Source organism: Wenzhouxiangella sp. AB-CW3 (assembly GCF_014725735.1).
GTDB lineage: Bacteria > Pseudomonadota > Gammaproteobacteria > Xanthomonadales > Wenzhouxiangellaceae > Wenzhouxiangella.
Genome location: NZ_CP061368.1, coordinates 1,720,886 through 1,733,780, shown reverse-complemented (window position 1 = coordinate 1,733,780; position 12,895 = coordinate 1,720,886). Strand labels below are relative to the sequence as shown.

Here is a 12,895-nt window from a genome sequence, read left to right as displayed (position 1 = left end):
AACCACGGGAGAACCCGATATGTTACGTCGTATCCTGCTTTCGACCCTGTTTCTTGCCACCGCCATGAGCTCTTCGGCATGGGCCGATCCCACGCCCGACGCCGTCGCCAACATGATCAACAATGCCGGCGAGCAGATCGGTACGGTCGAACTGTTTTCCGGACCGGCAGGCACCCTGCTGCGCCTGGATGTGCGCGACCTGGCACCGGGCCCGAAAGCCATTCATCTGCATGCCGTGGGCACCTGCGATGACCACGATCACGGTTTCACGGACTCGGGCGGACACATCAATCCCGACGGCAACGAGCACGGCCTGCTCAATCCGGATGGCCCGGGAGCCGGCGATCTGCCCAATTTCCGCGTCGACGAGTTCGGCTATGCCTGGGCGGAGTTCTTCACCAGCCTGGCCAGCCTGGACGGCAGCGTGGGCGCCCACATCCTGGACGAGGATGGAGCTGCCATCGTCATTCATGAAAACCCCGACGACCACATGAGCCAGCCCATCGGTGGTGCCGGCGACCGCATCGCCTGTGGCGTGATCGAGGCCAGCGACTGACCGGCAGCCACTCAATCAGCCGGCCGGTTGAACCTTGACCGGTCGGTCCGGTCACTATCTTCAGACCTCCTTGGAAAGTGATAAACTGAAAGCGTGTTTGGAATCGGTGCAACATTTCGAATGGTACTGGCAGCCGCCATCCTGGTGGCCGGGGTACCCGTGCACGGTTCCATGGCCACTTCCATCGCCGGGATTTCTTCCGACTCGAGTCCTGCGGCGGTAGATCATGACAGCAGCCACGACACGAACACGGACGGCAACTGCCCCCACCAGGAACAGCAGGCCAGCGAAGACCCTGACCTGACCTGCTCTTCCAGCGGCTGCTCTGATGCATCAGAGCGTTGCGCAAGCGACTGCGGCTGCAATTGCGCCGGATTGTCGCTGGTCATTCCAACACGATCCACCAACCCCCCGAAAGCCCCTCTACCGGCTCACCCGGCTGGACTGCTTCCGCTCCTGGAATCAGCACCCACCGCCCCCTTGCTGCGCCCCCCGCAGGCCTGAAACTCTCCTGATCGACGGCGGGCTCTGAGCCGCCGTCACACTTCGGAACGCGCCAATAAAGCGTGTTTATCAACACCTTATATGAAAGAGTTTAGAGAGGTTCTGCCATGCGGAATCATGCACCCGTACTTTACCGGGCCATGGGCGTTGCCGGCCTGCTGGTGCTGGCCCAGGCTGCACTGGCCTGGGATGCAAACACGGCCGTCAACCTGGCACTGGAGCAGGACGAGGGACTGAAGGCACTCGAACAACGCCAGTCCGGCCTGTCGGAACGTGCCGTGGCCGATGGTGCCCTGCCCGACCCGGAAATCATGATCGGCGTCGAGGGCGTACCGGTCACCGATCCATTCGATGCCGACATGATGACCATGTACAAGATCGGTGTGCGCCAGCGCATCCCCGCCGGCAATACCCTCGAGCTCAACCGGGATCGAACCCTGCAGCAAGCCGATGGCCTGGCCGCGGAGATCGCGGCTCGCCGCCTGGAAATCGCCCGCGAGACACGCCTGGCCTGGCTGGACTGGACCAGTGCCAATGAAGCGCTGGAAGTGGCTCGCGAAACCGCCGGGGCTTTCGAGGAACTCAAATCGCTGACCGAAGCGCGTTATCGTGCCGGCACCGGGCGACAGCGCGATGTCGACCAGGCACGACTTGAACTGTCCGTACTTGAGCGTCGCATCCTTGTCGAGCAGACCCGCCTGGACGAAGCCGCCAGCGACCTGGCTCGCTGGACCGGAACGAAACCGCCCGGCACACCACGGGGCTGGTTCGCATCCAGCCGCGCCAAGGAATCGACCGACCGGCTGCGCTCGAAGCTTCTGCAGCATCCAATGCTTGCCGCCAGCGACCAGCGCATCGAGGTCGGCATCACCGACACCCGGCTGGCCCGCCAGGCCTACCGCCCCTCCTGGATGCTCGAGGCCGGCTACGCCCACACCCGGGGCAACGATCCGATGACCATGCAACGCCAGTCCGACAAGCTGTTTGCCATGGTCAGTTTCAGCCTGCCGCTGTTCACCGGCAACCGCCAGGACCGCCGGATGGCGTCGGCCCGTGCCGAACTGGAGGCGCTGGGCCATGACCGTGGACTCCAGTTGCAGGAGCTGCGCGGCAGCCTCGAGCGCCAGCTCAGCCTGAGAGACAGCAACCTCGACCAGCTCGACTGGATGGAGTCGCGTGTGCTGGCCAATGCCGAGGCAACCGTGGAATCCACGCATTCGGCCTACCGCGCCGACCGCGCCAGCTTTGACGAACTGGTGCGTGCACGCATCGCCCTGCTCGACCAGCAACTGGAAATCATCGATATTCGCCAGGCACTCGCCCGTGCCGAGATTCAGCTAGCCTGGCTGACCGCGGAGGAACTGCAATGAACCACCCGAAACTTGCCGTCATTCTGTGCCTGTTCCTGGCCATGCCGGCTGGTGCCCATTCACCAGACGAGCACGATCATGATGATCACGCGCATCATCATCCGGAAGAGAACGACAGTGGTCACGATCATGAACACGACCACGATCATGAACTGGAGCAGGATCATGACCATGAACAGGATCATGATCACGACGCTCATGAACATGTCGCCGATTCGGTCACCGAGCGCATGGCGCCCTCGGACCGGGCAACCCAGTACACCTGTCCGATGCACCCCCAGATCGTGCGCGACGAGCCTGGCCGCTGCCCGATCTGCGGCATGGCACTGGTCGAACGCGAACGTCATGACGACGACGATCTCCAGATCCGCATCGGGCCGGGTATTCAACAGGCCATGAACGTGCGCACGGCCGAAGTCCAGCATGGCCGGCTGTGGCGGCGCATCAATACGGTGGGCCGCCTGCAGGCCGATGAATCCACCATCCACCACCTGCATCCCCGGGTCGAGGGCTGGATCGACGAGCTGACGGTGACCTCGGTGGGCGACCGGGTGGAAGCCGGGCAGTTACTGTTTACGCTGTATTCGCCCGACCTGGTCAATGTTCAGGACGAGTACCTGCGCGCGCTTCGCACCGGTCGCGAAGACAACATCCGCGCCGCCCGCCAGCGCCTGGAGGTGCTGGATGTGTCCGACGAGATCATCGACCGCATCCGCGAGCGCGGCGAACCCCTGCTCTACGTGCCCTGGCATGCCCGCCATGACGGCTACATCACCGAGCTCAACGTGCGCCACGGCATGTACGTCACGCCCGGCATGGAGATCATCGAGGTTGCCGACCCCGCCTCGGTCTGGCTGATCGCCGAGGTGTTTACCGGCCAGGTTGAATGGCTGAACGAGGGCCAGCGCGTCGACCTCAGCCTCAAGACCGATCCCGGCGAGACGCTGAGCGGACAGGTCGACTACATCTATCCCGAACTCGACGCCGTGACCCGGACGGCCAGGGTGCGCGTGGCGCTGGACAATGCAGATGGCAAGCTGCGCCCAGGCGACTGGGCCACCGTCGACATCTTTGCCGGCCCGCGCGACCACATCAACTACGTGCCCACCGAAGCCATCATCCGCACCGGGCAATCCCAACGCGTGGTACTGCGCGACGACGAACAGCACTTCTCCGTGCGCGAAGTCCACGCCGGCATGGAAAGCGGCGAGTTCACCGAAATCCGCCACGGCCTGGAAGCCGGCGAGGAAGTGGTGGTCTCGGGGCAGTTCCTGATCGATTCCGAAGCCAACATCCGCGCCGGCCACAACCGCATGGGAGGCCAACATGATCATTGAGGCGGTAAAAGGTAGAGAGGTAAAAGGTGAAAGGATAAAGATGAAAGGACGGAAAGAGAGGGGTCTCATGAACCCTTTTACCTTTCACCTTTCACCTTTAACCGTGCGCAGCGCAAAGCGCGGAGCACCCCATGATTGACGCCATCATCCGCTGGTCCATCGTCAATCGGCTGCTGGTGCTGGTACTGGCCATCTCCGCCGGGGCGGCGGGCTTGTATGCGGTCAGCAACACGCCGGTCGACGCCATTCCCGATCTCACCGACACCCAGGTCATCGTGCGGGCCTCTTTCCCCGGCCAGGCGCCGCAGGTGGTCGAGGACCAGGTCACCTATCCGCTGACCACGGCCCTGATGGCCGTGCCCGGTGCCCATACCGTGCGCGGCTTTTCCATGTTCGGGGATTCGTTCGTCTACGTGCTGTTCGACGACGACACCGACCCGTACTGGGCGCGCTCGCGGGTACTGGAATACTTAAGCCAGGTCGAGGGCCGCCTGCCCGACGAAGTGAGCGCCGAGCTTGGTCCGGATGCCACCGGCGTGGGCTGGGTCTACAAGTACAACCTCGTCGACCGCAGCGGCAATCACGATCTCGGCGAACTCCGCGCCCTGCAGGACTGGTTCCTCAAGTACGAACTGCAATCGGTGCCGGGCGTGTCGGAAGTCGCCACCATGGGTGGCATGGTGCGCCAGTTCCAGGTGGCACTGGACCCCAACGCCCTGCGCGCCTACGACCTCACCTTAAACGAGCTCAAGACGGCCGTCGAACGCGGCAGCGGCGAGGCCGGCGGTTCGCTGCTGGAACTGGCCGAGGCCGAGTACATGGTGCGTGCCACCGGCTATATCCAGACACTGGATGACCTGAAATCCCTTCCGGTCGGTCGCGAGGACAACGGCACCCCTGTACTGCTCAGACATGTCGCCGATATCCGCCGCGGCCCGGCGCCCAGGCGCGGCATCGCCGACATGGATGGGGAAGGCGAAGTCGTCGGCGGCATCGTCGTGATGCGTCACGGCGAGAACGCGCGCGAGGTCATCAACGCGGTCAAGCAGCGTCTCGAGGAACTCAAGCCCGGCCTGCCCGAAGGCGTGGAGATCGTCGAGGCCTACGACCGCTCGGCCCTGATCGACCGCTCCATCCGCACGCTGTGGGAAAAGCTGGCGCTGGAGTTCGCCATCGTGGTGCTGGTCATCGGCTTGTTTCTCTGGCACCTGAAGTCGTCGCTGGTCCTGCTGATCAGCCTGCCCATGGGCGTGCTGATCGCCTATACCGTGATGTATCTGCAGGGCATCAACGCCAACATCATGTCGCTGGGCGGCATCATCATCTCCATCGGCGTGATGGTCGATGCCGCCATCGTACTGATCGAAAACGTGCACCGACACTTCGAGCGCGACCCGCCGCGCACCATGGAGGAGCGCTGGCACAAGGTCACGGAAGCGACGCTGGAAGTGGGTCGACCGATCTTCTTCTCGCTGCTGATCGTGGCCCTGTCCTTCCTGCCGGTTTTTGCACTCGAGGCCCAGGAGGGCCGACTGTTCTCGCCGCTGGCGTTTACGAAGACGTATGCGATGGCTGCGGCGGCCGGGCTGGCGGTGACGCTGGTGCCGGTGTTGATGGGCTATTTTGTCGGGACTCGGGACTCGGGACTCGGGACTCGGAAAGGCCGCTCGAGTCCGGTGGCGCGGTGGCTGGAGGCGGGATATCGGCCGCTGGCGCGGTTTTCCGGGAATCATCCGTGGATCGTCACGGCGCTGGCGTTGGTGCTGGTGGTGTCCATGTTGTTTCCGTTTTCCCGGCTGGGCACGGAGTTCATGCCCGAGCTCGACGAGGGTGATCTGATGTACATGCCCACCACGCTGCCCGGCCTTTCGCCGGACAAGGCGCGTGAGCTGCTGCAGCAGACCAACGCCATCATCGCGCAACTGCCCGAGGTCGAACGCGTCACCGGCAAGGTGGGACGGGCCGAGACGGCCACCGATCCGGCGCCGCTGACGATGATCGAGACCTTCATCACCTTGAAGCCGCGCGATCAGTGGCGGCCGGGCAAGACCACCGACGACCTGAAGGCCGAACTCGACGCCATGGTCCAGTTTCCGGGACTGACCAATGCCTGGGTGTTTCCCATCCAGACCCGCATCGACATGCTGCAGACCGGGATTCGCACCGATATCGGCATCGAGATCACCGGGCCGGACCTGGGCACCATTCAGGAGATTGCCGAGGAAGTCGAGGCGCTGGTCGCCGACCTGCCGGGCACCACCAGTTCGTTCGCCGACCGGCCCGCTTCCGGACGCTACATCAACATCGCGCCTGAACGAGCGGCCGCCGCCCGCCACGCCATGAACATTGCCGACGTGCAGGACATCGTGCGTTTCGGCATCGGCGGGATGAACGTCATCGAAACCGTCGACGGACTGGAACGCTACCCGGTCAACCTGCGCTTTCATGCCGACTGGCGCGACTCACCCGACAAGCTGCGCGAACTGCCTATCGTCACACCGTCGGGCACGCATATTGCCCTGGGAGAGATCGCCACGGTGGAGATTGACGACGGTCCGGCCATGATCCGCTCGGAGAACACCCGCCCGGCCAGTTTCGTGTTCGTCGATATCGACGGGCGCGACCTGGGGGGATGGGTTGGCGAAGCCCGACAGGCCATCGCCGAACAGGTGGAGCTGCCGGCCGGCTACTCGATCGGCTTCGCCGGCCAGTACGAGTACCTGGAGCGTGCACGCGAGCGCCTTTCGGTGCTGATCCCGCTGGTGGTAGCGATTATTGTCGTGTTGCTGATGATGGTGTTTCGCACCTTTTTCGAAGTCGCGCTGGTCCTCATCACCATTCCCTTGTCGCTGGCCGGCGGCTTCTGGCTGATGTGGCTGCTCGACTTCCAGATGTCGGTCGGCGTGGCCGTCGGCTTCATCGCCCTGGGTGGACTGGCCGCGGAAACCGGCGTGATCATGCTGGTGTATCTCAACAACGCAATGCAGCGTTTTCGAGAAGACATCGGCGAGCGTGACTTCACCCGCGCCGACCTGCGCGATGCCATTGTCGAAGGCGCCTGCCAGCGCGTGCGTCCCATCACCATGACCGAAACCACGGTCTTTCTCGGCCTGCTACCGGTGATGTTTTCCACCGGCACCGGTGCGGAGGTGATGCAACGCATCGCCGCCCCCATGGTCGGCGGCGTATTCACCGTCTGGCTGGTCGCCCTGCTGGTCATGCCGGCGCTCTACTACCTGTGGCACCGGCGCGGACTGCCGCGCACCACGGATAGCGATTCGGAATAAAAGCATTCACCACGGAGACACGGAGGTCACAGAGAAAGGCGAGATGGAATATTGAACCGCAGATGAACGCAGATGAACACAGATTCAAAGATGTAAAACATCTGCGTTCATCAGCGTTCATCTGCGGTTCCAATAAAACTTCGGCCAAATAATCGTCTGTGTCATGTCTTTGCCCTCTGTGTCTCTGTGGTGATTAATTAAACAGGAGAAACATCATGAGTTTTATCAAACACGCCACGATCACCCTGCTGATCCTTTTTGTCGTCGCCTGCCTGGCGTACTGGACCATCGCACTTTCAGGACGCATGAATGTATCGGCCGATGGCACGCACTGGCCCATCACCGATCGGGTTCTGGAAACGGTTCGGGTCAACTCTGTGGCTCGCCATGCCGGTGACGTCAGTCCGGATCTGCCGGATCTGGCCGACACCGACCTGCTCCACGAGGCCGTGGTCGGGTTCGAGGACATGTGCGCGGCCTGCCACACCCCGCCGGGTGGTTCACCCACGGCCATGGCCCAGGGACTCAACCCGCCGGCCACCGATCTGGCCGAAGCCGCCCGTGAGCGCTCGCCAGCCGAACTGTTCTGGGTGACCAAGCACGGGATCCGCATGACCGGCATGCCGGCCTGGGGTCCGACCCATGCCGATGCAGAGCTGACACCTGTCGTCGCCCTGATCACCCGTTTCCCCGATTTTGCCGATGACGACTACGAAAACCTGCTGGCCGCGGCCCGCGAAGCCGGCATCGAGCACCATCACGACCATCATGACGATGACCATGACCACGACGAAGATCATGAGCACGAGCACCATCATGATCATGATGACGAACACGATGGACATAACGGGCAAAACGAGCACGACGAACACGACGAACACAACCAGCATGACGAGCACAATGGTCACGCTGGACATCAGGAACATCACGGACACGGACGGCACGACAGACACCACCACCGCCATGACCATCACCACCACGACGACAAGAGTTGAGGAGTTTTCCCATGACCAATTACAGCAACATCAGGACCACGGCAATTGTGCTCTTGATAGCACTGGTTACAGCCTGTTCACCTTCCAACAATGAAGCCCAGACATCCGCGCAAGAAGTCAATGAAAACGCAGGAAACGGGGGCGTGGAAACCATCGAGGAAACCATGGTGGTCTACATGACCCCCTGGTGTGGCTGCTGCAAGGTCTGGGCCGACCAGTCCGAGGAGGCAGGCTTCGAGGTGGAGATCCGCGAGGTCGAGGCGCTGCACCCGGTCAAGGAAGAACTGGGCGTGCCAACCGCCATGGGCTCGTGCCACACCGCGAAGATCGCCGACTACTTCGTCGAAGGCCACGTGCCGTTCGATGACATCAAGCGCCTGCTGGACGAACGCCCGGACGCCCGCGGCCTGACCGTTCCGGGCATGCCGATCGGCTCACCGGGTATGGAACAGGGTGACTACCGTCAGGCCTACAACGTCTATCTGGTTGGCCACGATGGCGAGACCGAGGTCTATAACCACTATCCGGAAATCCGTTAATGGGCACTTGACTCCGGACCATGGTCCAGGGTTCAGAATGAAGCCATGACAGCCAAATTGACCATTGGAAAGCTGGCCAGGGCGGCCGGTGTCGGCGTCGATACCGTTCGCTACTACGAGCGGATCGGACTGATGCCGTCCCCGGCCAGAAGCACGGGCGGTTACCGTCTGTATGGCAAGAAGGATCTTGATCATCTTCGGTTCATTCGCAATGCCCAGAAGCTGGGTTTCACGCTGGCGGAGATCAAGCGGTTGCTGACCTGGATGGCCGAGAACAGCGATCGGTCCAGGGTTCGCGAGCTGGCTGACCGGCGACTCGAAGAGATCGATCAGCAGTTGGCTGACCTGCAGACCCATCGCGATACCTTGACCCGCCTGTTCGAAGCCTGTTCCGGTAGCGGTCCACTTTCCGGTTGCCCGATCATCGAAGCCGTCATTCACCCACCCTCACGGGAGCAGACATCATGAGTCAGAATCAGGACACGAATCACACCGGCCCATACCGCCTGGTTGTTCCGGGCATGGGATCGGATCACTGCGCGGGCATCGTGCGTTCGTCCATCGAGCGGCTTGACGGCATCGAATCCATTCGCACCAATATCTCCAATCACCGCGTGCAGGTGAAGGTGGGCGATAACGGACCCGAGCTCGAAAGCATCCGCAAGGCAGTCGAGAACGCCGGCTACGAGGTCGACGAGGCCATCGACGAGTCACGCGACCAGGGCCGCGACAGCGCGGAAATGGAAGAGGCCTACCTCAAGCGTGCCTTGCGGCGCTTTGTCATTGCCGCCATACCAACCACCCTGATCATGATCCTGATGATGCCGCACATGTTCTGGCAGCCGATTCCCGGCTACCTGGCCATCATCGCGATCCTGGCCTTCCCCGTGGTGTTTCTCTTCGGTGGCTGGGCCACCCATGTCTCGTCTTGGAAGGCGATCAAGAACCGCACGGCCAACATGGACGTGCTCATATCCATGGGGTCGCTGCCGCCCTACCTCATCGGGCTGGCCGGCTTCATCTGGCCGATGACGTCATTCATGGAAATGGCCGCCACCATCATGACCTTCCATCTGCTTGGTCGCTACCTGGAAACCCGCGCCAAAGGTCGGGCTTCGCAGGCGATCAAGAAACTGCTCACGCTCAGCGCCAAGACCGCCCGGGTCGAACGCGACGGTGAGGAGGTCGAGGTGCCAGTTGAAGAGCTGGAAATCGGTGATGTGATGATCGTGCGCCCGGGCGACAAGATACCCACCGACGGCAAGATCGTCTCGGGTTCAAGCCATGTCGACGAATCCATCGCCACCGGCGAATCCATGCCGGTGGAGAAGAGTACCGACGACGAGGTGCTGGGTGCGACCATCAACAAGGAAGGCCGGCTCAAGGTCGAGGCCACCCGCATCGGCGGCGACACCTTCCTGTCGCAGGTCATCCGCATGGTCGAGGAAGCCCAGAGCTCGCATGTGCCCATCCAGGAGTTCGCCGACAAGGTCACGGCGCGCTTCGTGCCCGCAGTCATCGTGATCGCGCTGATATCGCTGGGCGGCTGGCTCCTGTTTGCCGACGAACTGCGCCCGATTCTCGACTGGGGTGCTGGCTTCCTGCCGTGGGTCAACCCTGAAGCCTCGGTGCCGGTACTGGCCATCCTGGCCGCCATCGCCGTGCTGGTCATCGCCTGCCCGTGCGCGCTGGGTCTGGCCACGCCCACCGCCCTGATGGTCGGATCCGGCATGGGCGCCGAGCGCGGCGTGCTGATCCGCTCCGGCGAGGCGATTCAGACCATGAAGGATCTGAAGGTCGTGGTGCTGGACAAGACCGGCACCATTACCCGCGGCGAGCCCGAACTGGTCGATGTCGTCGCCGCGGAAGGCGAAGACGAGAACACCGTGCTGGCCCTGGCCGCGGCGGTGGAGAATGCCTCGGAACATCCGCTGGCCCGAGCCGTGGTCGAAGGTGCCCGCGCCCGAGGAGTCGAGTTCGCTGACGTCGATGACTTCGAATCGGTCACCGCACGTGGCGTACGCGGCCGTGTCGATGACCACAGCATTCTCATCGGCAACCGGCGCCTGCTCGACGAGGAAGGTATCAGCGGGCTCGAAGCACTTGACGACGCCCTGGCCGACCAGGAAGCCCAGGGAAGAACCGCCGTCATCGTGTCGCGGGACGGAGCAGCCATCGGCATCGTGGCGGTGGCCGACGCCATCAAGAAGGATTCGAAAGCCGCTGTCGAAGCCATGCATGCACTGGATCTGCGCGTGGTCATGATTACCGGCGACAACGAACGGGCGGCAAAAGCCGTGGCCGAGGAAGTCGGCATCGACGAGGTCCATGCCGGCGTGCTGCCCGACGGCAAGGTCGACGAGATCAAGGCCCTGCAGGAACGCTTCGGCTCACATGTGGCCATGGTCGGCGACGGCATTAACGATGCCCCGGCACTCAAGCAGGCCGATGTCGGCATTGCCATCGGTGCCGGTGCCGATGTCGCCATCGAAGCCGCCGACATTACCCTGGTGTCCGGCGAACTGCCCAAGGTCGTCGAAGCCATCCGCCTGTCGCAGGCCACGTTCCGCAAGATCGTCCAGAACCTGTTCTGGGCCTTCGGCTACAACGTCGCCGCCATCCCGATCGCCGCCCTCGGCTTGCTGCACCCGATGATCGGGGTCATCGCCATGACCGCCAGCTCGCTGTCGGTGATCGGCAATTCGGTGCTGCTCAAGCGGGCAAGGCTGGATGTGTCGGCATCGTCGCGCTGAGCATGCAGCATTCAGGACTTCCAGGATGGATCGGAAGCGTGGCCAGAGCGGGTCAGGCGACCCGCCTGCCCATGCGAGAATGGTGTGAGATCAAGCCTCACTGCTAACCGTGGAAAGCCGAAAATACCATTCCCTAAAGCGGGAGTATCGCTTGCTTGCCAGTCGCTACGAGCAACGCTGGCACCACTACTTGCAGGTCTCGACTGAACGTACGCTCGATCAGCTTGGACTGGCCTCGGGCCAATGCCTGGTTGACCTGGGTTGTGGCACGGGTCTGATGCTGGCTCGGATTGAAGATAGTCGGTCCGATGCCCGGCTGACGGGTGTTGACCTCTCTGCCGACATGCTGGCCGTCGCCCGCGACCGGCTCGCTCCCTCAACCGGCCTGATCCAGGCCTCGATCGAGCGACTGCCCCTTGCCAGCCGAAGCGCGGATGTGCTGGTCTCGACCAGCGTCTTTCACTTCATCCGCAACCCCGAAAGTGCACTCGAGGAAATGTCGCGTGTACTGAGGCCAGGAGGGCAACTGGTTGTTACCGACTGGTGTCGAGACTTTATGAGCATGCGACTGCTGGACGCCTACCTGAAAGCCTTTCGGCGTCCGCATCATCACACCTGCACCAGCGAAGAATTTGCTGCCCTGCTCACCCGGCATGGGTTTGATTCAATCCGGCTGTCCACCGGGCGCATCGACTGGTTCTGGGGGCTGTTCACAGCTACGGCGCGCCGACCCGCATAGCAAGAGAACCGAAAATCCACGCCCGGGCCATCGAATGATGATGGCCCGGGCACAGATACCCCCTTCCCCTACCCCCTCGTGGTGGTTGTCAGGTGATGATGCTGGCGGATGCGTTCGATTCGGCGTCCGTTGCCGGGATCCACGGGCCATTGCTTCAGGGCAGTAGCCAGATCCATCGGATCAGCGTTTCGTTGCACGGCCCGTTCGTAGGCATAGCGATCGGCTGCACGAATCTGCCTGTGGGTGTAGTTGGTGGTCTTGAGGATGTCGACCAGCTCCTCTGCCGACTCCTCGGCAAGATAGGTCTCGCCGTTTTCATCCGTCACAAGCCGCTCAAGCCCTTGCATCTGCAACAGGTGCCGCAAGCGCACCTCGGCATGACCCTTGGCCAGGTGCGCGAACTGCTGTTCGAGCAACGCCGCCAACTCTGTCTCCGAAAGCGACTCCAGCAACGCCGAGGACAGACGCAGGCAACCGGTGGCCGTTGCAAACACGGCTGCCTCTTCATCTTCATAAGCTGCTACATCAAACTCGCGGAACGTGGCCGGGCCATCTTCTTGCGAGAGTGGCCACTGGACCGATTCGCTCGCGGCATCGAGCTTCTGCGCGAGCGCTGTCGTTGAACTCATGCTCGGAAAGACTCGATCATGATATTCACACAGCTGCTGTGAGTCCTGGCTTACCTGAACATCGCTGACCGCAATCGGCGGCTGCCAGTCTGAACCACGTCCCCCGTTCATGCTGGCGCAACCAATCAGGGAAGCGGCAACAAACAGCGTCAGTGTCAAGCGGATGGTGGAGTGGATATTCAACAT

Annotated in this window: 11 protein-coding genes; 9 read left to right on the top strand and 2 right to left on the bottom strand. The window is 62.5% G+C overall.

The genetic code is table 11. From position 1 onward, the window contains the following. Window positions 1–19: 19 nt before the first annotated feature. Entirely contained in the window at window positions 20–556 is a 537-nt protein-coding gene (locus tag IC757_RS07520; RefSeq protein ID WP_190976712.1) for a superoxide dismutase family protein, read from the top strand. Between the two features lie 224 nt (window positions 557–780). Here the strand turns inward: IC757_RS07520 and IC757_RS07515 are convergent, their stop codons facing one another. Continuing rightward, on the bottom strand, window positions 781–945 hold the full coding sequence (locus IC757_RS07515; RefSeq protein ID WP_190976711.1) for a hypothetical protein: 165 nt from the start codon (window positions 943–945) through the stop codon (window positions 781–783). A 222-nt stretch (window positions 946–1,167) separates the two neighbouring features. Between IC757_RS07515 and IC757_RS07510 the strand changes: the two genes are divergently transcribed. The 8 genes from IC757_RS07510 to IC757_RS07475 all read left to right on the top strand — a co-directional run bounded on the left by IC757_RS07510 (window position 1,168) and on the right by IC757_RS07475 (window position 12,080). Beyond that, on the top strand, window positions 1,168–2,430 hold the full coding sequence (locus tag IC757_RS07510) for a TolC family protein (protein WP_190976710.1): 1,263 nt from the start codon (window positions 1,168–1,170) through the stop codon (window positions 2,428–2,430). Further along, entirely contained in the window at window positions 2,427–3,767 is a 1,341-nt protein-coding gene (locus tag IC757_RS07505) for an efflux RND transporter periplasmic adaptor subunit (protein ID WP_190976709.1), read from the top strand. Before IC757_RS07510 ends, IC757_RS07505 begins: the two co-directional genes overlap by 4 nt. Before the next feature lie 131 nt (window positions 3,768–3,898). Further along, window positions 3,899–7,054 carry an efflux RND transporter permease subunit gene (locus IC757_RS07500; protein ID WP_190976708.1) on the top strand — a complete coding sequence of 1,052 codons (3,156 nt, stop codon included), beginning with the start codon at window positions 3,899–3,901 and terminating at the stop codon, window positions 7,052–7,054. A 215-nt stretch (window positions 7,055–7,269) separates the two neighbouring features. Then, window positions 7,270–8,049 (top strand): c-type cytochrome, encoded by a 780-nt coding sequence (locus IC757_RS16860; RefSeq protein WP_190976707.1) that lies wholly within the window; start codon window positions 7,270–7,272, stop codon window positions 8,047–8,049. Between the two features lie 11 nt (window positions 8,050–8,060). Next, complete coding sequence (locus tag IC757_RS07490) at window positions 8,061–8,588, top strand: DUF411 domain-containing protein (RefSeq protein WP_223846339.1); 528 nt, start codon at window positions 8,061–8,063, stop codon at window positions 8,586–8,588. A gap of 45 nt (window positions 8,589–8,633) precedes the next feature. Beyond that, window positions 8,634–9,056: a MerR family transcriptional regulator gene (locus IC757_RS07485; RefSeq protein ID WP_223846300.1), complete on the top strand. Its 423-nt coding sequence runs from the start codon at window positions 8,634–8,636 to the stop codon at window positions 9,054–9,056. Then, window positions 9,053–11,341, top strand: coding sequence for a heavy metal translocating P-type ATPase (locus tag IC757_RS07480; RefSeq protein WP_190976706.1), 2,289 nt, complete (start codon window positions 9,053–9,055; stop codon window positions 11,339–11,341). The genes IC757_RS07485 and IC757_RS07480 overlap by 4 nt, the downstream gene beginning before the upstream one ends. Window positions 11,342–11,492: 151 nt before the next feature. Continuing rightward, on the top strand, window positions 11,493–12,080 hold the full coding sequence (locus IC757_RS07475; RefSeq protein WP_190976705.1) for a class I SAM-dependent methyltransferase: 588 nt from the start codon (window positions 11,493–11,495) through the stop codon (window positions 12,078–12,080). 68 nt (window positions 12,081–12,148) lie between these two features. Here IC757_RS07475 and IC757_RS07470 read toward each other — a convergent pair whose 3' ends face one another. Next, window positions 12,149–12,895 carry a hypothetical protein gene (locus tag IC757_RS07470; protein ID WP_190976704.1) on the bottom strand — a complete coding sequence of 249 codons (747 nt, stop codon included), beginning with the start codon at window positions 12,893–12,895 and terminating at the stop codon, window positions 12,149–12,151.